The organism is Anoxybacillus sp. B2M1, assembly GCF_001634265.1.
In the GTDB taxonomy this organism is placed as follows: domain Bacteria; phylum Bacillota; class Bacilli; order Bacillales; family Anoxybacillaceae; genus Anoxybacteroides; species Anoxybacteroides rupiense.
In genome coordinates this window covers 1735161-1760560 of the sequence record NZ_CP015435.1, presented here as the reverse complement: position 1 = coordinate 1760560, position 25400 = coordinate 1735161, and the positions used below count along the sequence as shown (strand labels likewise).

Here is a 25400-nt window from a genome sequence, read left to right as displayed (position 1 = left end):
GCAATGGAAAAATCATTTTCATTTCAAACCAACTTATTGCATAACAAATGGAAAGTGGATGAGCAGACAGGAGCGGTCAGCGTGCCCATTCAGCACGCTTCGACGTTCCATCAAGCGGATTTTGATGTGTTTGGAAAGTATGATTATAGCCGATCTGGAAATCCGACGCGCGAGGCGCTTGAAGAGACGATAGCGGAGCTGGAAGGAGGAATCCGCGGCTTTGCCTTCTCTTCGGGAATGGCGGCGATTTCGACCGCGTTTTTGTTGCTTTCCAAAGGGGATCATGTGCTCGTGACCGAAGATGTATACGGCGGAACGTACCGAATGATTACCGAAGTATTAAGCCGTTTTGGCATCGAGTACACGTTTGTCGATATGACGGATTTGCATGCAGTCGCTTCCCACATCCGGCCAAATACAAAAGTGATTTATGTAGAAACCCCTTCCAACCCGCTATTAAAAATTACGGATATTCGCGGCATTGTGAAGCTGGCAAAAGCGAACGGTTGTTTAACCTTTTTAGACAATACGTTTATGACTCCGGCATTGCAGCGGCCGCTTGAGCTCGGCGTCGATGTTGTGTTGCATAGCGCGACAAAATTTTTATCAGGACATAGCGATGTGGTGGCCGGGTTAGCGGTTGTCAAAGATCGCGGGCTGGCCGAGCGGCTGTATAAGCTGCAAAATGCCTTTGGCGCCATATTGGGAGTGCAAGATGCTTGGCTCGTTCTGCGCGGCTTAAAAACCCTTCACGTCCGTTTACAGCAATCAAGCCAATCGGCGCTGAAAATCGCTTCGTTTTTAGCGAAGCACCCAAAGGTAGAGGAAGTGTACTATCCAGGACTTTCTTATCATCCGGGACATTCGGTACAACGGTACCAAGCAGAGGGATTTGGCGCGGTGCTTTCGTTTCGCTTAGCAGATGAAGCGGCCGTCCGTACGTTTGTCAAGCATGTCCAAATTCCGGTGTTTGCCGTCAGCTTAGGAGCGGTCGAATCGATCTTATCGTATCCGGCTAAAATGTCGCATGCGGCGATGCCAAAAGAGGAAAGAGAACAAAGAGGAATTACAGATGGCTTGCTGCGTTTAAGTGTCGGATTGGAGGCCGCAGAAGACTTGATTGCCGACTTTGAACGAGGATTGTCCTATGTCAGCGCGAAAGAAAGCTTGGCTCCATCATTCTAAAAGCCAACGTCCGCTTTTTCTTAGGATAAGAGCATGCTAGAAGATAGCCTCTTTCAATTGAATATGGACCACCGCCTGTGGAAAATAGACCTTTCTAAACATGTGCTGTTGCATGAAGGAAGGTCTATTTTTTATTATTCGGCAGACGACCCATCGTTGTCCCGACCGGAGACAAGCGCAGATGACGATTGTTATAAAATTTACTTATGGTATTTATTGAAAATTATTATTTCACTTATGAAAGAAACCGGGATATGCTGAAGAGGACCATTGGTCAGCGATCTGGACGATCCATTATAAAAAGAGGTGAAGCATCAATGAAAAACGACATCATGGCTGTTTTCAAGCAACCGTCTTCGGATCGCCGTTTGGCTTGGAGATGGATAGGAGGAGTTGCCTTTTCTTTTTTGTTTGCGGCGCTCGGCTTTGCGTTCGCATCCATTCCCGGCTTGGAGCATTTAGGGCCGCTCGCCTGTGCGATTGTGCTGGCCGTTATGTATCGTCACTTTTTTGGCTATCCGGAAGCGCTTCGGTCTGGAATTCAATTTGCCGCCAAACACTTATTAAGGATGGCGATCATTTTGTTTGGCTTCAAGCTGAATATGGCTGTTGTCATTCATCAAGGTTTAGGGCTTCTTCTTCGCGATGCGGCCGTCATCGTTTTTTCCATTTGGATGATGATGTCACTCGGCAAAATCGTCAAAGCGAACGCTTCTTTATCGCTGTTGCTTGGAATTGGAACAGGGGTGTGCGGGGCCGCTGCGATTGCCGCTGTGGCTCCGATTGTAGAGGCGAAGGAAGAAGATACGGCGATATCGGTAGGAATCATTGCGCTGGTTGGGACGGTTTTTTCATTGGCTTATACATTCATTCAGCCATTTCTGCCCGTTTCTCATAAGCATTACGGAATTTGGTGCGGAATCAGCTTGCACGAAATGGCGCATGTGGCGCTAGCCGGTGCGGCGGCCGGACAGGATGCATTAGCTTTTGCATTGCTGGCGAAGCTGGGGAGGGTTCTATTGCTTCTACCGCTCAGCTTGTTATGTATGTATTGGATGAAGCGAAAAAAGAAGAACGCTGACACGAAGGAAAAGAAAATCGAATTTCCTTGGTTTTTACTCGGTTTTATGCTGTTGAGCTTATTTGGCAGCGTCGTTTCTATCCCGAAGCCGCTTTTGAACAGCCTCTCTTCTTTGACTTCTTTTATGCTGACAGCGGCGATGGTAGGCCTCGGCTTAAATGTCAGCCTTCGCGATCTGCGGACAAAAGCGTTGCGCCCGTTGGTTGCAATATGTATCACATCGATTTTGCTATCCTTCCTCTCTTTTTTTGTCGTTTAGCCCATATATAGTTCAGAGGATGGAGCTTATAGCGGAGCGGATTGGCAAGCAGCCGCTCCATATTTTTTCGTTCGAAGGAATGGGCGGGATGTCCTTCTGATCACCCGCCCAAAAAGCTTTTGGTTGCGCCCTGCTCCCGCAAAATATCGATAAACACTTCCATCGCTTTTGTGTAAAACGGCGTCTTTTGCGTAATAAAGGAGAATTGGCGCACAAAAGGTGCATCATCTATATGGATTTGCCGCAAAGAACCAAGCGCCAATTCCTTTCTCACCGTCCATTGTGAAAGAAAGGTAATTCCCAACCCTGCTTCTACCGCTTCTTTGATTAACTGGGTACTGCCAAACTCCATGAGCTGGCGTGGATAACAGTAGGATTTTGCAAATAGCTGATCGGTTGCTTTGCGCGTGCCTGATCCTTTTTCGCGAATGATCCATGTCTCGCGGCAAAGCTCCTCCATTGTCGCCGTTTGCTTTTGAGCGCACGGATGATGGGCGGAGGCGATGATGAACATTTCGTCCTCGGCAAATGGCTCGATATAGACATCTTTCGGTTCAATCTCCATTTCGATAATGCCGATATCTAATTGATGATTGCTTACTAATTCCGTGATTTCATGAGAATTGCCAATAGTGATGGTCGGTTGAATGTCCGGATATTGTGCACGCAATTGTGCTATCAGATGGGGAAGAATATATTCGCCGTAAGTGTAGCTGGCACCGATCGCGAGCGTGCCGCTCGCCCGGTTCATTAAGTCATCAAGCAAATGGTTCATGCGGGTATAAAGCCCCAATATTTCTTTAGCATGATGATAGACAATCTGTCCCGCTTTATTCAGCTTTACATACCTATTTTTTCGCTCGATCAGCTTTGTTCCTGCGAGGCGCTCTAATGCCTGAATGTGCTGGCTTACTGCTGGCTGTGTCATGTGCAGCTCCTCCGCAGCGCGAGTGAAATTTTGTTTTTCAGCGACTTTGACAAACACCTGCAATAATGGGTCCACTTGAGTTCCTCCTATCCGTATCCCGCTTTATGCTTCATCTTATCATGATTTGGCTTGTTTATCATCCGCTTACTTTCCCTGGAAGGTTCACCACTAGAAATCCTCCTTAATATGCTATACATGGAGAAAATCCGTTTTTGTCCTTCATGCCTATAATTTCCTCCTTAGCTGATGAATCGATGCCATCACCCGCAAAAAGAAGATAAAAAAAGCGGTTGTTTCACGAAAAGGGAGACTGTCGATAAAGCTGGTTGGAATATACATTTACAAAGAAACGAATAGAAAAGCGGATCGGTCAAGGCTGTCGCTATAAGGAGTGTTGCTATGACGAAGGTGTTGTATTTGGGATGGGTAGGCTTTCGAAATTTAGGAGACGAATTGTCATGGCGCTTGTTTCAGCGTTTTAGCAAGAAATACGGCCAATATGAAAAAATCGCTTTTTCTCTGCCGCTCGTGTGCGCCGAACAGATCGCTCCTTATGATGTGGTTGTGCTGGGCGGGGGATCGCTGATAAAGCCTGAATATATGCAAATTTTACAACAAGCGACGCAGATGGAAAAAAAGGTGTTAGTGTGGGGAAGCGGAATCGATGGAATTGACAAGCGAGATGTCGATCTTTTGCTCGCCAACGAGCTGCCCGATCTTACAAAATATTTTTCTTCGCAAGATTCATTTGTGCTTAAGCATGCGATGGCCGCAGCTGCTTTTGCCGGGATTCGCGGACCGCTGAGCCAAAAACTGCTTGAAGCGTTAGCTGCCGATCATGACCATATCTATACCGTCAGCGATCCGGCTCTGCTATTGAAAACGAAACGCCCTCGCCAAAAACGAAACGACGAAAAAATCATTGGCATTAATTGGGGAACCACTTATAATCGACTATTCGGCCAAAATGAAGAAATGGTTGAAAATGCTTTAGCCAAAGTAGCAAAAAAGCTGATGAGGCAAGGATATCATATTTATATTTACGCTGTTTGGGACAATGATCGGGCAGCGTGCAAGCGGCTTTATGATAAAATCAGCTGCCCGTACCGCGTTGTTTGGGATCAAAAGCTCTATTCAGAAAAACAGCTGATTCGGCTTTTATCCCGTTTTTCGGCCACGATTAATTTAAAGTTGCATGCCAATTTGCTTTCATTGGCTGCCAGCGTGCCGCCGGTGCTGCTCGGTTATCGCTTTAAAGTATTTGATTGTGCCGCTTCGCTCGGTTTGGAGCGATATGTCGTATCGACCGATGCGGTAGAATTGGAAGAGGAGCTTTTGCAAAAGCTGGAGCTAGTGAACCGAAACCGTCAGCACATCGTCCATCAGTATAGCGATTACAGAAGCTTTTACCGGCCGCTGCTTATGGAGCCTTTTCAAAAGGAGCTGTTTTTCTGAATCCGAGTGAAAAAACAAAATCACTCGCGGTTCGATGGCTGTGCCGGCTTGTTGAAAAGGGCAGCAAACACAAACAGCCTTTCCTTGCGCCGGAGCGGGGAAAGGCTGTTTAGGCAGATTCCGAATAAAAAATCCTATTAGATGATATCATCAAGACGTTCCTTTTGCAGCTGGCGATTGACAAGTTCATCAAGCTGCTTAATTTTTTTCAATGCGAGCGCATCATCGATTTGCCGGTAATGGTGCTTGCCGCCTGGTTCTTCATCCGCCTCATCCGCCAGCTTGATAATGGTCTGCAGCGGTTTGCGTTTAAATTCGCCTTCAGGCAAATAAGAATCGGTATGCAGTAGAATCGCCAAAGCGATCTCCTTGGCATTTTGCGGATGCTCGCCCAAGCGAATGAGCAGTTTATGGGCACGCTCGGCACCTTTGATCGCATGTATATCGTTTTGTTTATATTGTTCGTAATCCCATGTTCCGTTGGAGTACCACTCATAGTGGCCCATATCGTGCAGCAGCCCGGCCTTCGTCGCCAAGTCAGCGTTGACGCCATGCTGAATAGCGAGGCGATACGCATGATACGCCGTAGCAATCGCATGAGCGATGCCAGACCGCTTCAAATACTTTTGCGCAACCGGATGGACAAACACGTCTGTTAACGTGACGTATCTCATAAGCTTCCCTCCGTCCGAAATATTTCTTCCTATCATAACACATCCCACAAAATAACGGCAATGGGAAGATATCACGGATTGATGCGAAAGCATGTCAAAAAACCTCACACAACCACTCCACCAAAATGCCCTATCCATTTTTTTAAAAAAATATTTGACAAACCCCATGCGCGTTTATATAATAAGATATGTGTTCGATAGAGCACTGCAACAACATACGATTCCGTAGCTCAGCTGGGAGAGCGCTACCTTGACAGGGTGGAGGTCGCTGGTTCGAGCCCAGTCGGAATCATCGAGCGAAATCCCTTGAGCCACAAGGCTTCAAGGGATTTTTTATTTCTGTTGTCATTCGTTATTTTTGGTGTTTTTGGTGACTTGGTGTGATTTTTGGAGTGATTGATTTAAAACTTTATTCCTCCTCAAACAATTGCTCGAATTTTTCGGCTGCTGTTTCTTGTATGCTTGGAAGCAAATGAGAGTAAGTATCCATTGTCATTTTGATACTCGCATGTCCTAACCGTTCCGAAACGACCTTCATATGAACATTTTGTTGTAACAGCAAAGTTGCATGTGTATGCCTTAATGAGTGCAATGTAATATCCTTTTCTAATTTCATCTTTTTATAAGTATTTCGGAATGCCCGTGTTAAGTTATCTACATACACACTTGTTCCGTTTACTGTGCAAATAACTAAGTTGTTGTCCTCATAGTTTTCGTTCTCTGCTTTTTCAATTTCTTGTATTTGTTTATGTTTTTTCAATTCCTCCACAAGATAGTTGCTAATAGCAATGACTCTTGTAGATTGCTTCGTTTTTGTAGAGTGTTGAATCGTTCGTTGATGTTTAAGAAGTGTTTTATTTATTCTGATTGTTTTTCTTTCAAAATCAATATCGTCCCACGTTAAAGCGAGTAATTCTCCGCGCCGCATTCCGGTATGAGCCAGAATTTTAAAGGCAATGGCATAGCGAGTTGTCTTTTCCGCTATCTTAATAAATTCTTTTAATTCTTCAACTGTAAATACCTCAATTGGTTTTTCTCTCTGTTCACGCGGTTTTTCAATCTGATCGGCGACATTTCGTCGAATCAATTCCAAATTAACAGCATCATTTAATCCTTTCCGTAGTATGCTGTAAATTCTTTTTACATAACCGCTGGAATATCTCTGATGAAGGCTATCAATAAATCGTTGAACCATTAAAGGAGTAACATCGTTTAGTTGTACATTTTCAAAAAAATTTAAATGATTGTTAAGAAAGGTTTTATAAAGTTTTTTCGTATTTTGAGAAAGATTATGCCTTCTGCTCAACCACTCTTTAAAGTAGTCTTTTACAGTAATTTTTGACTCTTGAATGGATATTCCTTGCTGCAATTCGTATCTTTTCTGTCTCTCCGCTGCTTCTGCATCAGTTCTTCTAGCAAAACCTCTTTTTTTGTATCTTTTTTTCTTATAAACAAATTCATAATACCAACTTTCTCTTTTCTTTATGGAGTGATCTTTATACACTGGCATAACAAAACCCCCTTAAAGCGTATAGAATTATTTTAGCAGAAAAAGGTAGAGGTATGGAGGGGACTTTTTATCAACCATTGGCATTCTCAGAGAGTATATGGAACGCTCATATTTTTGTTTGAAATTTCCTGAAATTGGGTATTAGGTTATAATTAAAGTATGAACTCAACATATTTTTAAACTTTTTGTTAGTAGGGGGGATAGGATGATTGAAACCGTATGGGAACGAATCAAGGGATGTGAAGGGCAAGTTTTTAAGCAAATCCGTGGAGGAGAGTTTACGTACAAAGTTAAGGGAAATACTATTGAGTTGAGCAGAACTAATCGCTCAATATCAAAAAACACCTTTAAAGAAGCGCTGAAATATGTACCATTAGAAAATACTGTACCTGTACAGCACTTGCAGGCTCCGTCCTATTTGTTTGCAATATTGATGGATAAGAGAATAAGACAAAATGACTGGTAACAATATCACAAAGGATAGTTCAGTGGGGTGAAAAATAAGATGAATCCAGTTTTAGAAAATATAAAATTCAAATTGAGTAATAGAGCCAATAGTGTGTTATATGCACGGGAAGAAAATTTCTATTCAGAAATTAAGATTTTTCTAGATTTTATAAAATCCAATTCTTTACTTAGTGCCATTATTCATGAGATAGAAAAACTAAATTTTGACATTGAATCCTATTTAAAAGGTGACGAAAGAAGACATAGACGCTTTATAGAGTATCCGAACGACTATATTCAAAAAATTGCTTTATGTTACTCGTTAATGAAACTTTTTTCAGAAAATAAGTTAAGTGTTTTAGACACCCTTTTCTTAAATATCACACCAAGCAGAAGTATTGATGATCGTTGTCGCGTGATTGCACAACAATATTTCAAACCTTTATATGAATATATCTGTGAACAAATTGAAGATGGTAGTACAATTTTATACTTATTATTAAGGTATAAGCACCGTACTGAATGGTTTCATAAAGATAGACTTTTCTCTATTTATGAAAGTGATACAAAACGCGGTGAAGAAAATTTAACCTTAGACTTACAGGAGTATTTGCATAACCAAGGAATTGATTATCCATTTTCAACACCACATTCACCTAGCGGACGTTCTGATTTAGTTGGTTTAATTGAAACCAATGATCCAATGGTTCTAGAGGTGAAACTATTTAATTTAGAAAAAGGTTATGATAAGGCATACATCAGAAAAGGATTGGTACAAGCATACCGTTATGCAATAGATTACGGTAAGCCTACGGGTTATCTTTTAATATATAATCTGGATAAAAGAGATTTATCTTTCGAAAAAAATGACGATAGCCCAATAAAATCAGTAAAATTAGGGGACAAAGAAATTTACATTATTGTAGTTAATTTATATTCTGACGGTAAATCTGCTAGTGAGATAAAAAAGCCACTACCTTATATAATCGATGACACATACCTTTTAAACTTTGAAGAAGAATAAGTTTTTCAAAGAGAAAACAACTGCAATAAAATTGATTCTATTACCGTTTATTACCAAAAACAAATATTTTATAATTAAAGCAGACATCTATATAAGTTCACACTGAAAAATCGACATAATCAAAATGTTTGAGTCGACTGAAAGAATGATCGAAACGGTTTGCATGTGTCGGAAAATCAATCTGTACTTAACATAGATATTTTAGACCAAAATATAATTATTACGCTTTCGAATGAAGTATAATAATGCCGAAAATATATTAATCAGGTGATATTATATGGGGTTTAACACAGAAAAATATAGGTATTATCTGGGGATGGGTATTGAATATCAAGTAATTAGTAAGTTTTTTTTACTTGGTTTTGAGGCATACAAATTACCAATTGATTTTGGTTTTGATATTCACGTTACAAATAAAATGATACAAACGTATAAGGAAGAAGAGCCTCAAAAAGATTTTTATATTCAAGTAAAAAGCAGAGTGATCTTACCTCCGTCAGAGAATCCAAATAAAGAAACGGTAGTACGTTTCTATATTAAGAAAGAGGACTTTAATAATCTAATTAAAAAAAGTGATTCAGTACTAATTTTATATTATGTAAGTGGTGTAAAAACATATAATTCATATTTTTATGACCCAGTGGAGTGGACTGATTGGAATTGTTACTTTTACGGTAAAATAGAAGGTTATAAAATGGATTTGAGTGAATATAGTGACATTACAATACATGATTATTTATGGTTAAATAGTCAACATTTAAACTATTTAATGGAAAATGATTTCGTTTTAGAAGATGAAAAAAATGGAGGTTATTATTTAGAAACAGTGTATTACGCTGAACAACACTCGGTATCTGTATCAAAAAATAAAGAAAAATTTACTTTTGCCGATAACTTAATGGAATTACGCAATTTAGTAACCGGAAATTTTGAAAATGATCCGTTTTTATCAAAATAATATTTATACTTACTAAATTTAGCGAACCATATCACAAATAATAGTGATACGGAGGACTGATTTTGTTCTAGATGCTAAAAAATTAAAACACTTAAAAGAAAAACAAGAGGGTCTATCTCTTAGAGCCACTCTTGTTTTGGAAAGAAATGTATCCATTTTATTTTTAGGTTTCTAATTTAATCCATAAGGTTGTCAAAGCATTAAAGAAACAATTAGCCGTAGACTGGACGAGTCCTCACCGTCGAGATGTCTACGCTAAAGTGAAATTAGCCGTCAAGCAAGTACTCATGAAAGAGAAAATTACGGCGCAGCAATTACAATTCTTAACAAACAAACTCATGGAACAAGCCGAACAGCAATATAAAGACTGGTCAGTGAATGCGTAACAACTAGAACAGATGTCTCTTATAGGGGCATCTGTTTTTGTATAAATGGTTATGAAGGGTAGATGAGGCAGATGCAGGCAGGAATGGATAGAGCGATTACTAAAATTCTTACAAGGGAATCAGAGAGGATGTCACAATTAGAAAAGATATTTGGATATCAATCGAAAGTAATGAGGATAAACAACTTAGATTTAAATTTAAGAAAGAAATTTGATTTAAGCATGTATCAATCTGAACTTTCGAGAGCATTTAATAGAATAGGCTCACAGTTGAAGACAACACAAGTACATGCGCGCTCCATTGCTGCATCATTAGAATTAACCAAAGCGTTAAGTAATAATCGGATCAGTCAAATGTATAGGATAACTGACTCTATGCAAGCGGCTTTGAATGCATCCAGACAACTGGGTTTGTCATTTACCAAGATTTACAATAGTATAAATAGTCCGATTGCAGAACTCCAAAGGACAATTAATCAAACATTAGAATCATATAAGATTAACCTGTCACCGACGATAAAAGCATTAGAACAATGGCAGGTTCAATTTAAAGAATTGCAAAAAATAAATTTTCCAAAGATTGAGGAATTGCTTCGAAACACAGAACTCACTGTTATTGAGCAAGACGAGAACGAAAATTGGGTTTTGGATGGTGAAATTGTCAAGAAAGATGAAATTGAAGAAGTGGTTTTAGGAGTATTAGAGCGTCAAGGGGTTTTGGAAAAGCAGAACACAATTATTTCAATGTTGAATAATATAATTGAACGTTTAGACAAGTTGGGAAAAACTCCAAAAATTAAAGCCTTTGTTTTATTAATTATTATTCCCATTTTGACTAATATACTTTCAGGATATTTACAACCTTTCTTTGAAACAAATCAAAAAGCATTTTACCAAGAAGTCATGAAGCATAAAAACACTATTTTGAAACAAGTACGTAAGGAGTATAAAAACAAAGAGTATACATTTGAAGAATTAAAGCCATTCCGTATGGTCTCAACGAGCCAATTAACTGTTCGCCAAACTAATAAGAAGAATACAAAGGCGATCGATACATTACATTTTGGACAAGTTGTACGGGTGATAGAAAAAAGAAAAAATTGGACTTTCGTTGCTTATCAAAAGGAAGATGGGGAAGTAGTAAAAGGGTGGGTGCTAACAAGATATTTGGAAAAATTGACAAAGTAACATTATAAGGAATTTAATTGTGCTTATCTTCATATAAAAAATGGTCCCAGTTAATGAAGCGTAGGCTTCATCAACTGGGGATTTTCTATTTTATCCATAGATTACTTACTGCCTTCATCTTGTCCTCATCAGTTGGAGCAGAGTAACGCAACACCATATCGGCTGAGGAGTGGCCGCTAAGGGCTTGAATAATGCTAATATCTTCGCCGTTTCTTACCAATCTGGTAATAAAAGTATGACGAAGGGCATGAACATTAACCCCGTATTTTTGGAATATGTGCTGAACCGTTCGAGGGGAAATTCGTTTATTTCTGTTTGATAAGAAAAGAGCAGAATTATCATCAGTGCGCTGTTCTAGGTATTTTGTAATTGCCCGCCGGGTTTCAGAGTTTAATGGAATCTTCCGTTCTTTCGCTCCTTTTCCCTTTCTAATAATTACTTCTCCTTTGCGTTCGGATATGACAACATCTGTTTTTTCTAAAGCAACTAATTCGCTGAGTCTTATACCAGTATTAATGAGTAGTTGTGCAATTGCCATATCTCTAAGGTTTCCCGTTCGATCAATTTCTCGAAGTAGGCGATTAACCTCATTTCTTTCGAGAGCCTTCGGAGCCTCATGCAATATGTTTCTCGGCTTTACGACAGAGATGTCTTCAATAGTTTGTTCTTTGTTCGCCCAAATGCTGAATTTTTTTATAGCATTCCAAATTTTATTAATCGTAGCCGCACTTTTCCCACGACTAGCCAAAAAATCAATGTACTGTTGAACGTCCATGCGCGAGTAATGTTGTAAATCTGTTCCAGCACCTTCTAACCACTTTGAAAACTGTTCTAAAGCGTGACAATACGTTTTAATGGTCTCTTTTGACTTTCCTCTCAATGCTTCTTGGGCAAACTCCTGTATCATATTCCACTCTCCCAGAAAAATTAGGATAAATAATTCTACGACAAAATTTTCTTTTGTTAATGGCTAAAAAAAGAGCATAAAACCATGAAAAATGAGTCTAGAATGGCGTAGAATGCTAATTCTATGACAAAAATCTACGCAATTTCATCTCCTTTCTTTAGTAAAGTTATACTCTATATGTTCATAATTCGGTATTCATAAATGATTTCCTTGAAAAAACTATTGTTGACAAATATGTTATGAAATATTTCCTTTGAATATTGACTGATAATTCTAATTTCAATTAAAATCAAGACACGGTCCAATGATATGGCAAAATATCTTTTGCTGGGCCGACTTTAAAAACAGGAAAGGGGAGTTCTCATAATACAATTAAAAACATGTAATTAAAAGACTAATCATAGCATTGTAACTCTCCCTTTTTAAGAAAAAGGGGGAATGTCATATGCTAAAAGAAACATTGCCAAAAGTGAAAATTAGTCTTGATTCACAGCGTTTTCATCGAAAGCCTGAAAAATGGGAAGTAGCGATTATTTCTAATCGTATCGCTAGTTTACCGACAGAAGTAACGATGCAAGAATTTGCGAAGGCCGTTGTGACTCCAAATGGAAGAAGTTTTGCACCTGCTGTTTTTAGAGATGGGATTAGAAAAAATGCTTTTTGGCTTAGCCAACAGGTTTTTGCTCTTGATATCGATGAAGGTTTGTCAATTGCTGATGCTGTAAAGAGATGTGAGCAATACCATATCATGCCGAATTTTATTTATACAACATTTCGTTCTACACCGGATCATGAAAAATTTAGAATGGTTTTCTTGGTAAATGAAGAAGTTCATGATATCCGAGTGCGAGAGTTGATACAACGTTCGTTAATGACACTTTTTCCAGAGGCAGATGTCCAAACAAAGGATGCTTCAAGACTATTGTTTGGAGGGAAAGAACTGGTCTATGAAGCGTATGACAACGTCATAAGCGTTCCGGATTTATTAAATGCCGTTATATTGCACATAAAAGCAGGCTCTAACCCATCACGGGATATGGAACGTTACTGTCGCATTGTTGGGATTGATTTAATCAACGGTTATCCAAATTATAAGTTGATTGATGACGATGATGAAATAACACCAGAGGATAATTTGTTTATTTCAATGACTAAAAAGCGCACCAATCCTATTATATTTAATAGAGAACGCCCGAAAATTAGTCATGGTTCCTATATGATTAAGTTTTCTAAAGAAAACACTGAGGAATATCATAGAAAATTGGGTTCGAAAGAAGAAGGGGAATTGCTTAAAGATTATTGTTTCCAAATTGATAAAGTGAAAGAGGGGTTTGCGCAGATTAGAGATTTTCCGTTTGAGAAACTAGAGGAGAACTGCAAACTTTATCGAGAATCCATGCATGGTGATTATTGGTTGTATCACAACGAGATGTTTGGGGTTATGACTAATTTATTGAGAGTAAAAGGCGGTAAAACGAGAATCGAACAGATTCTTAACAGCAGACCAGAATACGCGCAAAAGAAAATAGAATGGAAGGTCATGATTAATCAAATACAGAAGTCAAATTATGCTCCAAGTAGATGTGATTCGTACTGTCCTTTTGCTGATGAGTGTGAACATGCACTCAACATGATTGAGCAAGGGAAGTTGTTCAGAGGAAGAATTCAAGTGACTCAAAAACCGAATTTTCAACCATTAAGTGAGGCAGAAAGGAAATTGAAGCAGTATTTTCATGAAGCATTAAATTCTGAAGAAAATGGCGTATTTGTGATTAAAGCCCCCACAGGAATTGGGAAAACTCAGTTGTATGTCAATGCGGCTCAAACTCATACGTTTACGATTGCATTACCCACCCATCGGCTAAAGGAAGAAGTTTCAGAGCGATTGAATCGTTTAGGCTGCAAACACGTAAAAGTGCCGCAACTGCCGGATTTAGACATTGAATTCACAGAAAAAATTGAACGTCTATACAATAACGGAGCGTATAAAGCAGTGAATGCTTTCTTAAAGAAAATGGCTCGGCAAAATGAAGAGATTCGAAACTATCTTGAAGAACTTGAAAATGTGCATAAAGCGCGAAACAAAGTCATTTTGACTACGCATCAACGGAGTTTATTTACAAAAGAGGATGCGAACGGTACATTAGTTATTGACGAGGATATTATACCGAGCCTGTTACCTGTGTCAAAAATGAGTGTTTTAGATTTCACGCTTGTGTGCTCTAAATTCATGCAAAACGAAGAAAATAGGGCGGCTATTTTAACGATTCAAAATATGGTCTTAAATGCACCGACCGACCTCGTTCAAGAGAGAGCAGCCTACTTGCTGCCGAATGCCAACGAGGTAGAAAAGATTATTGTCGAAGATAACGCGATAAAGTCCGATATTTTAGGGTTCTTAAATTGCTCATATTTCGTAAAAACGAAAGGACCAAACGGAAATGAATTCATCTATTTCATTCAGCGCCATCAGTTGCCTAAAAAGAAAGTGATTATTCTTAGCGCTACTATCAGCGAAACGATTGCTAAAATGATGTTTGGACCAGAAGTTAAATACCGTGATGTTGGATTGACGGAATCAAAAGGGGAAATTGTGCAAATTCCCATCAAAAGTTTTAGCCGCTATGCGATAAAAGAGAACGAAGAACTTTTGAACTTGGCAAAAAAGTTAATAGACATCTATAATCCTAACAGCACCATCATTACCTACAAAGGATTTATGGAACAAGATAAAGCGACTCCTACGTTCGGAAATACGGAAGGAATCGATTCTCTCAAAGGACAGAACATCACGGTGCTAGGAACGCCTCATGTTAATCCGATTGCATATTTACTTTACTCGGCTGCGTTAGGCTATAAACTTGGGCTGAATGATAGCAAAATGGAGTACCAGCAAGTTCAACGAAACGGATTCAGATTTTTCTTTAATACGTATGAAAATAATGAGATATTACAGGAAATACAATTTTATTTGGTTGAGAGTCAATTGATTCAAGCGATAGGCAGAGCGCGAACACTTAGGGAAGATGCAAAAGTATTAGTTTTAAGCAATCTTCCGGTGCAAGGTGCTCGTTTTATCCATTTATCTCAACGAGACATACAAAATTTATTGCATTCCTAAGTTTTAGAAAAAATGGAGTTACTGATCGGCACGGAGGCCACTTTCAAATAATATTACATTACATATTACTATTCATCATACATAATCACTTCACCTGCTTAAAGTTTTAACTACGAAACACTTCATATCCCACTTCATACAACACCATTTAACACTACATAATCATCTCCTTAATTTGCAAATCCGCTCACTACACATTTGATTCCTTGTATTTTCCGATTACAAAAACTGTGCAGAAGACCTTCAGTTAAAAGATACTGAAGGTCTTTTTACGTATGGACATAGTGACCCAACCAAACAGGTCATTCAGAAAGAATTTACAGCACTTAAAAACAAAATTTTTATCTACGAAAAAAGTTTTTATTTTCTGAATTTTGTTTTTATCTACGAAATAGACATAATTTTTTGTAGATAAAAAATAATAAAATTGCTTAATAATTGGAAGTTGAAAGTCACAAAGAATCTATAGAAAAATTTTATTAATATATTAATATTGGAAATAAATGTTTTTATCTACGAAATCGTCACAAAGCCTATTAAATTAATAGATTGCGCTAATTATTAATGTGTTTTATACTCTTAATTACATCGAACAAAAATTTCGATGAATAGTTTTTGAGGAGGTGAATTAGGAGAAGTATAGCACGGTAACAATTATATTACCAAAATAATTTGATTTAACAGGAGGTGAAATATCTGAAAAATTAGTGTTTTTAAAAAAAGAAAAGGAGATGGTGTTAATGAAAAAAATTATCAACAAAAAAGTGTATGATACAGAAAAAGCAACGCTTGTTGCGGAGTACAGTAATGGTCTTCCGAGCAGTGACTTCAGACATGTTTATGAAGATTTATATATAACGAAGTCTGGTCAGTTTTTCTTGCATGCTCAAGGAGGTCCATTAACGAAATACAGTGAGTCAGAGGGGAACCTAACGTGGGGGATTGAAACGATTATTTTGTTAAGTAAAGATGAAGCGTATGAATGGCTTGAAGAACATGACAAAATTGAAGCGATTGAAAAGTATTTTGGTGATGTGATTCAAGAAGGGTGATAAGAAGAGGTAAGACAAAACATATGATTTCTGCTAAATATAAAGACTAAAACAAACGCCCTGTACATTCATAATATACATGTAATACATAACATACAACGATTTTCGGCAAAACAAAAAGTTTTAGAATTAAAAAATAACACATTTTCTAAAATACATATCAAAGATGAATTCATAGAAATGGAGGAATGGGACAGTGCTTTAGAAAAGAGGAGGATGATGCGTATGTTAAATGCGGTTGGTGTATCAGAAAATGATAAACAGATGGAAGATTTCAAAGAATTAGTTATCTTTTGGGGATTAGAACCGTTATTTACTGTTGGTGTAAAATTTAAAAATGGGCTGTATTTAGGTGTATCGCTGTATGGTCACGAAGATTTTCCAGATTGCTATGCTGTAGGGCTTAATGAGGCAAACGATGAATTCCGTTGGTTTTTTTAAGGCAGAGAAAATTTGGGGGAACAAATCGCTAGAGGAATTGGTTGGTTGGGGTATTCTATAATTGAGAGTTGTATTGTTGAAGGAATATGTACTATAGATGAACTAGGTGAATATCTAGAACATGTCTTATCTCAATTAAAGGAAGATAAGTCGCGTACATATTTCAGTGAACAAGAGATTGGTCATATAGAAGAGAAGTATAGAAGCGTATTAGAGAAATTGATTTTTGATCTTACTAACTAAAGCGATTTAAGGTTTAATTATTATATGAATAGTCAAGAAGTGAAGAATGTTGATAAATGGAAGGAGGGTGTTTCCCTCCTTATTTTTATGAAGTACGCGTTTCATCAAACTTCCTTATAGCATAATCCTTCTTGCTAATATAGGAACAAGAAGTTAATAACAATAAGAATCATGCGCTTAAAATAAGGTCATTATTATACGTCAATTCATGCACATGTTGCAAATTCTAACCGATGAAAACTACCCATGCTAATCGCTTGAATTTTGTTCAAATTGCATATAGTGGTTAAAATTGTAAATATTCATGTTAATTATCGTTTATTAATAATGAATATGAATATTCATAATTCATAATGATTAGTATTGATAAGATTCAATAATATTCATTATAAGTGGTTAATAACAAAACATAATCATCATTTACAATAAATTTTTTTCATAAAGAAGATGAAAAAAATGATTTTTTTCATACATGTGTCTCCTACATAGGTAAATTAGTCCGAAGAAATGAGATAAAAAACGAATAAATTAGGAGAAAATAGATTAATAGCAGCATAAAATCATTTTGGCTTTAAAACGGCTTATATCGCCTAAAATGGCGAATTTCGCTATACTCTTTTAACACAGGTTAAAGGAGGTAGTCGAAGTTAGGCAAAACAAATTTCAAGCGTGCATTCGATAAGGTTTTATAAAAATTTTGTCATTATCTGAAGGAATTTTAACAAACGGGGCGAATTTTTGCTAATAATTCTTGAATGATATTGTTTTTGGGGAGCGATGTTGTTATGGCAAAAATTATCTCATTGTTTAATAACAAAGGTGGAGTAAGTAAGACTACTACTACGTTTCATTTGGGATGGATCTTGTCTGAAATGGGAAAAAGGGTCTTAATGATAGACGCAGATTCCCAATGCAATTTAACTGGTTTATGTCTTAGTTTGGCTGGAACTGAGGATATAGAGGAGTTTTATAATCATAGTGGGATTGACAATATAAAAACATCGCTTGATCCGGTATTTGGAGGATTGCCTAGAAGGTTAGAACCAGCCAAATGTTTTGAGTTTCCTAACAGAGAAGGCTTGTATTTACTGCCCGGACATATTGGATTTGCTGAATTTGATATATCTATGGGGGTTGCACAGGAGCTAACAGGTAGTTTAAGAATGGCTCAGAATATTCCGGGGGCAATTAATTACTTGATTAACATTACTTCTCAGGAATACGGTTTTGATTATGTGTTAATTGATATGAGCCCAAGTGTATCCGCAACGAATGCTAATTTGTTAATGCAAAGCGATTATTTTATCGTTCCTTGCAGTCCCGATTATTTTTGCAATATGGCCATCAATTCACTAACCAGAGTTCTTCCTGAATGGAAAAATACATATGACAATATTAGAAGACATTCCATTTTTCAAAATGCGGAATATCGTTTTCCTGATACGCTTCCAAAGTTTATTGGTACAATACTTCAACGATACAGACCGAAAAACGGTGTTCCTGCAAGGGCGTTTCAATCATGGATCGATAAGATTAATCGTAATGTTGCTACGAATCTAGTGCCAACTTTGAGGGAACATGGCATGCTGATTGAAGAAGAAAGGTTCGGTCCAATCAGAGAAGATGTGGAGCCTTACAATCTAATAAATATCTCAGATTTTAATGGGCTGATTGCTCAGTCGCAAAAGTATAATGTTCCTGTCTTTGCCTTGTCTGAAGAACAAATTGAACAGTCAGGAAAAGTTTTATCTAACAGTATTAATTCAAGAGATGAATTTAGATATACATTTACGCAGTTGGCACATAAGATTATTAGATTGACTTCTTAGAAGTGTGTACTTTTTTATTGAAAAAACAAGGGAATCCCTCTCCTATTTTGAATCAGATGAGTGGAAAGGAGGGGGATTTTTATGGTTAAAATTTTGCTTGAATACGATTTGCTTATATTCCAATGTTGCTTTAAATATACGGTATTCAAATTTACAAACATCGATAAAACGTATTATGCTGCCGTAGTAGAGATGTCTGATCGAGGAGGAGAATTTGAAATCATTCAAAGCAAAGTGCTGAATGATCTGTCTGATGCCAAAAAATATCTTTTGGAGTTAAACGAATTAAATTTTCGATCTGATGATATCGATGAGTTAAATGAGTCAATTCATTTTTTGGAGGAGTAGAAATAGGGGTAAAAGCAATTCGGATAGGGGAGCCTATTTTGGATTGCTTTTTTTGTATGAAAAAGAAGGGAATGTATGTTCGTTAAATAATTATATATGTGAAATTATTTAACGAATGAAAGGATTGAGCATGCTCATGTCAAATAGGGAAAAACAACAAGGGTTAAGGGAAAAAAGTTTTATTAAGTTTAGACACGATGATTATATTATTGTAATTGCTAGGCATAATCGTTTCGCATGGATAAAACATACAGACAGCAAGTACGTGTACTTTATGTACATCACACGTTTACAGAAAAGTTTTATCGGTCACAACACATCTGAAGTGGCGGAATTTAATATTTTATGCTTTTGCGGCATGTATAACAATTTTATGCATTTAATTCAAAACATGATGCCGATTCTATCCGAATACATTTTGGACTCAAAAAAGATAGTGGAGATCGTTATGTTATGTGAAGATTTGTATGAAAATGATGCAGATTGTCCAGATTGAGAAGGAATATCATAAAACGGCAAGGAGACAATCCTTGCTGTTTTATCTTTAGCTAAAATCATTATTTTTTAAAATATGAATAATCATACAAATTAGGTCCTGTTTTTTGCTCCCGATCGAGATATAATCATTTTAATCGATTAAGAATTCGTGGGAGGAATGATTGCTATGGAAAGAATTTTGCCTAAAAAGCGAGAGAGACGCATCTTTTATACGTATAACTTCGTTTTGATGACATTCTTAATCTTGATCGCTGCTAAATTATGTCTAGATTATTTTCCGTACGGTTTTTGGTTATATGCAATTATTGCGTATATGACAATGTTCGGAGGTGCTGTCATTTATAAGCGAATGTATATTCCAACATACGAAATTATTGTTATACAAGATGGGAAAGAGAAGATACCGGTAATCTTTACTTATGCCATGCTTACAGCAGTGATGATTGTTTGCATAGTTGGTGGCATTCTGATATTTTTCCACCAACGAAATGTTTTTTCTTCTGTTTTTATCCCTTTCTTCTTTTTCATGGGCGCGTTTATATGGGAATTGACCCTTAGTCAGATGATTGATATTTTGAATGAAAAGGAAATCAAGATTTCTATTAAACGCTAGTTGGTGATTGGGTGATATGTGTCTTATTTAAAGGCTCTACCCTGAAATAATTGTGGAAACTTTTGCTGTTATTTCATTCATCAATGTGCCAATTATTATTGGCAAGGGTGTCTGTTAAAGAACTATGTTGATTTTCTTGTTCAACGAGGCAGGATAGTTGAAGAAAAATGATATAATTTCTATATTGGCACGTTGGAGAAGGGGGGTTAAAACTTGGCTGATTGTTGCAATGCAAAAGAACAAATTTTTGAAAATAGCGATTCTGCAATATGTCCCTCTTGTAAATCAAAAGGAAAAAAAGTGAAATTAATTACGTTAAAATCAATGCTAAAACCAACAAGATTAGACTCTTTGAATGCAGGTTTAACTCATTATTTTTGTTCATCAAGGGATTGTGATGTTGTCTATTTTGATGCGGGTAAAAAAACGTATCTTTTATCAGAAATCAAGGTTCCTGTGTATCAAAAGGATGACTCTTCAACAGTACCTATTTGCTATTGTTTTGGTTGGACAAAAGAGAAGATTGAGGAATATGTAAAAAAAGGACTTGGTTCTAAACCTGTGAACCATATTCGTGAAAATATAAAAGAAAACCGGTGTGGGTGTGAGGTAAACAACCCTCAAGGTAGTTGCTGTTTGGGAAATGTTACAAGTTATATCAATAAACTATCCTAATCAATTTTTTTGAACGAAAATAAAGAATTTTTGTAAAAGAAAAGAACTTTTTACAGCCGTACTTTTTTCTTTTATCGAAAAATACTTATGTTGTTTATTAAAAATGTCATTTCATACTTATCCGGTCTTTTAAAATTTATGTTAATCTATATTCAAACATAAAAAAGGGGAGTGATTTAAATGAAAAAGGCAGTTGTTTACATTACCTATGGAAAAGAACAAGTAAATCCTACATACGAAGAAGATACTTTAAAAAGAATAGAAAAATATTGTTTTATGAACAATATTGAAATTGTAAAGGTGTTTAAAGATGTATTTGATTTTGAGAGAAGAAGTCCCATTCTTCTAGAAAGGGAAGGAATAATGTTATGGAAAGAAATCAATAATAATCGAGCAATAAAACTTCTGATCACCAACGATTTCGATAATTGTGTAGATTTTGATTATGATGTTGATATTTTTGAAGAAAAACTAAATTTTTTTCAACTTGAGCATATAGATATCTCAATAATAAATTTAAGTGATGTTCAATTAGATGAAGAAACACAAAAACTTTTAGAGGATCAGGTAAAGGTTTTTAAAAATTACAGAAAAAATAATTATTTATGTTTATAAAAAATAAAAAATGATTCCGACATAAATTAGTGATATATGCGTAATAATTTGAAAATCATTGCATCATTTAAACATAATGTGTACAGCTATAAAGCTGTACCTTTTATTTATGATGGATAATACATAACACGGTTCTGGTGCGAAGACGATTCATAAAAAACTAAGACATGAATTTCCTGCTAGCTTACGGATTATGATGCGATGTGAAACAGTTTATAATGAATCTTTTCGATTTTGGGCAGACTTCACACGAAAACTTAAGTTGTACCATGGGTACCATCTCACTGTAAGAAGGATGACTTCAGGCTGATAATGTTTCTATTTGAATAAATGTTGGTTTCCCATACTAGATGGTGTTGTAAAACTAGAGTAAAAACTCAAAATTATGCATAATAATGCATAACTGTACATGCAGTAAATAGCGATGAAACCCATACCAACGCGGTTGTTCTAATCCGTCATTCTTTAACTGATTAAATGTCTGTTCAATCGTGTTACGGAAACGGAACATCCACTTTCCTAATTCTGTTTTCAAAAATGAAGGCATGACCCGACCATAGGAATCTTTTCGCTCCTCACTATTTCGTGGGTTAATCGGTGAAATAAAAAGTCTGTTTTCTAAAAGATTGTTGCTAAAGAGGTTGAATACCATTTTGTAGAATAACAGAGTGGAGGTGTGTAGAATAATGGATAAGAAAAAATCCATCCAATATGGCTATTATCAATTTTTATTAATGCAATTGCTATGGGAATACTCGCATTTAACCATTACATGTTTAAGCAGAAAGGAATAGGGCTTGTCGTTCTTTTAATGTCACTATCCTTCATGTTTTTTATCATGACAATCATTGGGTTAATAATAAACAACAAAATTGACCGTACAAAAAAATAATAAAAGTTATGCTTCACTTAGATGTTGAACGGTAGTAAAGTTTACCTTTCGACAAGATGAGAGAAGCATTTCCTTCACACGTTCTTGAAACGGCATTTTCTTATTCAATTCAAGAAAAAGATGCCAAAACAAGTAGTTATCAAGGTATTTTGTTTCTACACCTTGAAACCTGTTTATCCACTTTTTCAAGCAAGTGTGATATCCATTGACGTGCTGAATATGGTAAATTCCTTTCTTTGTATAGATACCTTTACGAACATTAATGGCTTCGTGTTGTAGTCCCTTCATCGTAGCAAATTTTTTATAGTTTGTTGCTGTATCTGTGCATAGCAAAGCAGAGGTGTCGATATGTTTTCCTAACACCCCATCAATTTCCATAGCCGTAATACGACCTCTTCCTGCCATTTGGGAAAGGATTTGTCCGTTTCTATCGTGTGCAACCACCACACAAATTTGTTCTTTAGAAATACCACGTTTTTTTTTGCTACACCGCCACGTTTACGAGCCTTTCTGTGAGCGATGAACTTCTTGCCTTTTTCACTTTCTAAAAAGTATGTCTCATCACTTTCCACTATCCCTTTTAGTGTTGAATGACCAAGCGAACGAATAACGTTAAGAATTTTATGTCTCCAATAAAACGCAGTTGAAATGTGAATATCAAGTACTTTGGATATCTTTGGCAATGTATAACCTTCAATCATCATTTCAAAGTATTTCAACCACTTGTGAGGGTATCTTGTTCCTGACAATGGGCTACCTGTCATATCATTGAATGACTTCCCGCAACCCTTACAGAGATAGCGTTGACGAGAACGATATTTTCCATTACGTTTCATAGACATACTTCCACAATGAACACACGCTAATCCTTTAGAAAAACGAGTTTCCCGAATTTCTCCAACCATTTTGGAATGTCGCCTTTTGGCTTTGGAAATAAGTTTTGTTTAATGGCTCTAAACAGTTCTAACTGTTCTTTCTTCGGAAGTGTATAAAAGTCTTTGTAAACATCGTACCAAGCCATTGCCATACGGAACCCCTTTTCTACATTCTTTTTATACATTATGTTCTATATAGCAACAATTTATGCGAAAATAGCCAATAAAAAAGATCCCAGTTTCTTCAGCCATGTTACGAACATTTTCACTATCATAGGCGGCATCTCCCAAGGCAAACTCAATCTTCCATTTCTTTAAAGATGGAAATAACTCAAGTGCAACAGACGCATCATGTTGATTCGCTGTTGCGAAAGCATGAGAGAGGATGATTCCTTCCCTAGTTGTACAAAGATGCAACTTATAGCCTTTGAACCATTTATACCGAGTGAAAATTCCCCATCTAGCTTGAGAATCGTAGAAACTGCTTCGGAGTGCCGTACTGTCAATGATGACGACATTTGGACACCGAACACCTAAGTCTTTGAGAAGTTGGGAGTTAAAAACGGAAAAACCTTGTTCTCGAAACCATTTCCCTGCCCGCGAAAACGTAGAAAGATGAGGAACCTCATTAAACCCACAAATCCGCCGGAAGTAGCCAAATCGATCCAGTATGTCCACTAACTGACGTAAAGAGTTAATAGAAAAATAAGTTTTCAAAAAGAAACACTTTAACAATGACTTTTTTGAAATCAGTGGTTGACCTGTCACATAAGGTGTTTCAGGTAAAGAAAGTTGGTCAATGTATTGAAATAAAGCCTGTAAAAGAGGATCGATTTCGCTAGACAGTGCATGTTTGATTACAATATTGGAAATCATGATAGTGTCCACCCCTTGGAATGAAGTATTTTTGGTCACTGTATATGATTTCCAAGATGGGTGGATTTTTTGCGTGCTTTTATGCATCCATTATGTGTTTTGCAACACGTTCATATTATAGAAAACCATGTTTCTCACCAATCCCCTTCATCATCATATAACAAGATAATTAGCAAATGCTTTAGTATGATAATGTGCTAAAAAATTCCGTTGACATTCATTTTTATGTTGTGTTATTTTCATCTTACGATAATTTATTACTCTAATATATTATCGAATTAAAGCGTATACGGGAGGGATATCTTCATAGAGGCAGTCATCATAGAATTTTAGTCATTCTTGTATTGAGCTTATTTCATGTAAATGTTGTCCTAACTCTTGTTGCAGATGCATTTGCTGTTGGTTTAGTGGTGACTGGCAGCGAGGGCATTCAAACTTATTGGACATGCAAGAGATTAACCAAAGATTATTAAAAATATTAATATTTTAACGACTAAAGCAAAATGATAATTAGTTAAAGGAGGTTATCTACAAAGTATGAAACGTATAGCAACTATTATTCTGACCATGGCAGCGGTATTCTCGCTCCTTATAGGATGTTCCAAATCGGAGGAAAAAGAAAAAGACAACACGCTGGTGATTGGCATAGACGATAAATTTGCACCCATGGGATTCCGGGATGAGAATAATGAAATCGTAGGGTTTGACATTGACTACGCCAAGGCAGCTGCCGAAAAAATGGGAGTAAAGGTTAAATTTCAACCTATCGACTGGAAAACAAAAGAATCTGAGTTAAGCAGTGGACGGATTGATCTTATTTGGAACGGGTACACCATCACTGAGGAGCGTAAAAAGAAGGTTCTTTTCACAAAGCCTTATATGAAAAATGCACAGGTTGTTGTCACCCTGGCTAATTCAAACATTAACAAACTTGATGATTTAGAAGGCAAAGTGGTTGGCCTTCAATCTCTATCTTCTGCAGCCGATGCGTTGAATAAAAATCCGATTAAATCCAAGATCAAGACGGTTACGGAGTATGCCGACAATGTTCTGGCATTGAAGGATCTAAAGCTGGGCCGTGTTGATGCAGTAGTTATTGATGAAGTTTTAATTAAATATTACATGTCTAAAGAGAAAAATACCTATAAACTACTCGATGAATCCCTTGCACAAGAAGAATATGGAATAGGCGTTAGAAAAGGTAATGAGGAACTACTCAAGAAACTTCAAAAAGCTCTCGATGAGCTGAATGAGGACGGTACCGCCGCCGAAATCTCTAAAAAGTGGTTTGGCGAAGATAAGGTATTAAAGTAAAATAGAC

At 36.9% G+C, this 25400-nt stretch carries 22 protein-coding genes, 1 tRNA gene and 4 pseudogenes; 19 read left to right on the top strand and 8 right to left on the bottom strand.

The annotated features are described in order from the left end of the window. The first annotated feature begins 3 nt into the window (after positions 1 to 3). Both metC and GFC28_RS08460 read left to right on the top strand, forming a co-directional pair. Positions 4 to 1185 (top strand): cystathionine beta-lyase, encoded by a 1182-nt coding sequence (gene metC / locus GFC28_RS08465; RefSeq protein WP_044744192.1) that lies wholly within the window; start codon positions 4 to 6, stop codon positions 1183 to 1185. A gap of 332 nt (positions 1186 to 1517) precedes the next feature. Beyond that, positions 1518 to 2525, top strand: a complete 1008-nt coding sequence (locus GFC28_RS08460; RefSeq protein WP_044744202.1) for a YeiH family protein — start codon at positions 1518 to 1520, stop codon at positions 2523 to 2525. 100 nt (positions 2526 to 2625) lie between these two features. Here the strand turns inward: GFC28_RS08460 and GFC28_RS08455 are convergent, their stop codons facing one another. Then, positions 2626 to 3528 carry a LysR family transcriptional regulator gene (locus tag GFC28_RS08455; RefSeq protein ID WP_044744194.1) on the bottom strand — a complete coding sequence of 301 codons (903 nt, stop codon included), beginning with the start codon at positions 3526 to 3528 and terminating at the stop codon, positions 2626 to 2628. A gap of 324 nt (positions 3529 to 3852) precedes the next feature. Between GFC28_RS08455 and GFC28_RS08450 the strand changes: the two genes are divergently transcribed. After that, the gene (locus GFC28_RS08450) at positions 3853 to 4908 is read left to right on the top strand and encodes a polysaccharide pyruvyl transferase family protein (RefSeq protein WP_044744195.1); all 1056 of its coding nucleotides are present in this window, start codon (positions 3853 to 3855) and stop codon (positions 4906 to 4908) included. A gap of 137 nt (positions 4909 to 5045) precedes the next feature. On the opposite strand, the gene GFC28_RS08445 is transcribed toward GFC28_RS08450, so the two are convergent. After that, positions 5046 to 5582, bottom strand: a complete 537-nt coding sequence (locus GFC28_RS08445; protein ID WP_044744196.1) for an HD domain-containing protein — start codon at positions 5580 to 5582, stop codon at positions 5046 to 5048. Positions 5583 to 5801: 219 nt separating this feature from the next. Here GFC28_RS08445 and GFC28_RS08440 point away from each other — a divergent pair. Further along, positions 5802 to 5874, top strand: a tRNA-Val gene (locus GFC28_RS08440). A gap of 117 nt (positions 5875 to 5991) precedes the next feature. Here GFC28_RS08440 and GFC28_RS08435 read toward each other — a convergent pair. Continuing rightward, positions 5992 to 7092: a tyrosine-type recombinase/integrase gene (locus tag GFC28_RS08435; protein ID WP_042412340.1), complete on the bottom strand. Its 1101-nt coding sequence runs from the start codon at positions 7090 to 7092 to the stop codon at positions 5992 to 5994. A 205-nt stretch (positions 7093 to 7297) separates the two neighbouring features. Here GFC28_RS08435 and GFC28_RS08430 point away from each other — a divergent pair, with 205 nt between their 5' ends. From GFC28_RS08430 to GFC28_RS08415, 5 genes and pseudogenes are all read left to right on the top strand, one after another. Beyond that, positions 7298 to 7558, top strand: coding sequence for a hypothetical protein (locus GFC28_RS08430; protein ID WP_042412337.1), 261 nt, complete (start codon positions 7298 to 7300; stop codon positions 7556 to 7558). 39 nt (positions 7559 to 7597) lie between these two features. Continuing rightward, the gene (locus GFC28_RS08425) at positions 7598 to 8563 is read left to right on the top strand and encodes a hypothetical protein (protein ID WP_052510073.1); all 966 of its coding nucleotides are present in this window, start codon (positions 7598 to 7600) and stop codon (positions 8561 to 8563) included. 277 nt (positions 8564 to 8840) lie between these two features. Beyond that, positions 8841 to 9521 carry a hypothetical protein gene (locus tag GFC28_RS08420; protein WP_042412333.1) on the top strand — a complete coding sequence of 227 codons (681 nt, stop codon included), beginning with the start codon at positions 8841 to 8843 and terminating at the stop codon, positions 9519 to 9521. A 167-nt stretch (positions 9522 to 9688) separates the two neighbouring features. Then, positions 9689 to 9907, top strand: a pseudogene (locus tag GFC28_RS18825) (type I restriction enzyme endonuclease domain-containing protein); the annotation flags it as partial. Positions 9908 to 9978: 71 nt separating this feature from the next. Further along, on the top strand, positions 9979 to 11094 hold the full coding sequence (locus GFC28_RS08415) for an SH3 domain-containing protein (RefSeq protein ID WP_044744197.1): 1116 nt from the start codon (positions 9979 to 9981) through the stop codon (positions 11092 to 11094). Between the two features lie 85 nt (positions 11095 to 11179). Here GFC28_RS08415 and GFC28_RS08410 read toward each other — a convergent pair whose 3' ends face one another. Next, the gene (locus GFC28_RS08410) at positions 11180 to 12001 is read right to left on the bottom strand and encodes a tyrosine-type recombinase/integrase (RefSeq protein WP_042412212.1); all 822 of its coding nucleotides are present in this window, start codon (positions 11999 to 12001) and stop codon (positions 11180 to 11182) included. Between the two features lie 445 nt (positions 12002 to 12446). On the opposite strand from GFC28_RS08410, the gene GFC28_RS08405 reads away from it, so the two are divergent. From GFC28_RS08405 to GFC28_RS08360, 9 genes are all read left to right on the top strand, one after another. After that, positions 12447 to 15122: a hypothetical protein gene (locus GFC28_RS08405; RefSeq protein WP_042412208.1), complete on the top strand. Its 2676-nt coding sequence runs from the start codon at positions 12447 to 12449 to the stop codon at positions 15120 to 15122. Positions 15123 to 15862: 740 nt separating this feature from the next. Further along, on the top strand, positions 15863 to 16174 hold the full coding sequence (locus GFC28_RS08400) for a hypothetical protein (RefSeq protein ID WP_042412217.1): 312 nt from the start codon (positions 15863 to 15865) through the stop codon (positions 16172 to 16174). A gap of 225 nt (positions 16175 to 16399) precedes the next feature. Continuing rightward, the gene (locus GFC28_RS08395) at positions 16400 to 16615 is read left to right on the top strand and encodes a hypothetical protein (RefSeq protein ID WP_042412206.1); all 216 of its coding nucleotides are present in this window, start codon (positions 16400 to 16402) and stop codon (positions 16613 to 16615) included. Between the two features lie 12 nt (positions 16616 to 16627). After that, entirely contained in the window at positions 16628 to 16858 is a 231-nt protein-coding gene (locus tag GFC28_RS08390; protein WP_042412202.1) for a hypothetical protein, read from the top strand. Positions 16859 to 17643: 785 nt separating this feature from the next. Beyond that, positions 17644 to 18687, top strand: a complete 1044-nt coding sequence (locus GFC28_RS08385; RefSeq protein WP_042412200.1) for a ParA family protein — start codon at positions 17644 to 17646, stop codon at positions 18685 to 18687. An 81-nt stretch (positions 18688 to 18768) separates the two neighbouring features. Further along, the gene (locus GFC28_RS08380; RefSeq protein ID WP_042412198.1) at positions 18769 to 19035 is read left to right on the top strand and encodes a hypothetical protein; all 267 of its coding nucleotides are present in this window, start codon (positions 18769 to 18771) and stop codon (positions 19033 to 19035) included. 664 nt (positions 19036 to 19699) lie between these two features. Next, on the top strand, positions 19700 to 20146 hold the full coding sequence (locus GFC28_RS08370) for a hypothetical protein (RefSeq protein ID WP_042412194.1): 447 nt from the start codon (positions 19700 to 19702) through the stop codon (positions 20144 to 20146). 213 nt (positions 20147 to 20359) lie between these two features. Continuing rightward, positions 20360 to 20821, top strand: coding sequence for a putative iron-sulfur cluster-binding metallochaperone (locus tag GFC28_RS08365; RefSeq protein WP_066329618.1), 462 nt, complete (start codon positions 20360 to 20362; stop codon positions 20819 to 20821). 180 nt (positions 20822 to 21001) lie between these two features. After that, on the top strand, positions 21002 to 21436 hold the full coding sequence (locus tag GFC28_RS08360; protein WP_042412221.1) for a hypothetical protein: 435 nt from the start codon (positions 21002 to 21004) through the stop codon (positions 21434 to 21436). A gap of 249 nt (positions 21437 to 21685) precedes the next feature. Here GFC28_RS08360 and GFC28_RS19260 read toward each other — a convergent pair. From GFC28_RS19260 to GFC28_RS08345, 4 genes and pseudogenes are all read right to left on the bottom strand, one after another. Further along, positions 21686 to 21781: pseudogene (locus GFC28_RS19260) on the bottom strand (IS6 family transposase); the annotation flags it as partial. 19 nt (positions 21782 to 21800) lie between these two features. Continuing rightward, positions 21801 to 22046, bottom strand: a pseudogene (locus GFC28_RS18820) (ISNCY family transposase); the annotation flags it as partial. A 288-nt stretch (positions 22047 to 22334) separates the two neighbouring features. After that, positions 22335 to 23355 (bottom strand): annotated as a pseudogene (locus tag GFC28_RS08350) (IS1595 family transposase). 25 nt (positions 23356 to 23380) lie between these two features. After that, entirely contained in the window at positions 23381 to 24079 is a 699-nt protein-coding gene (locus GFC28_RS08345) for a transposase (RefSeq protein WP_231883418.1), read from the bottom strand. A gap of 537 nt (positions 24080 to 24616) precedes the next feature. On the opposite strand from GFC28_RS08345, the gene GFC28_RS08340 reads away from it, so the two are divergent. Continuing rightward, positions 24617 to 25393 (top strand): amino acid ABC transporter substrate-binding protein, encoded by a 777-nt coding sequence (locus tag GFC28_RS08340; protein WP_042412223.1) that lies wholly within the window; start codon positions 24617 to 24619, stop codon positions 25391 to 25393. The last annotated feature ends 7 nt before the right edge of the window (positions 25394 to 25400 follow it).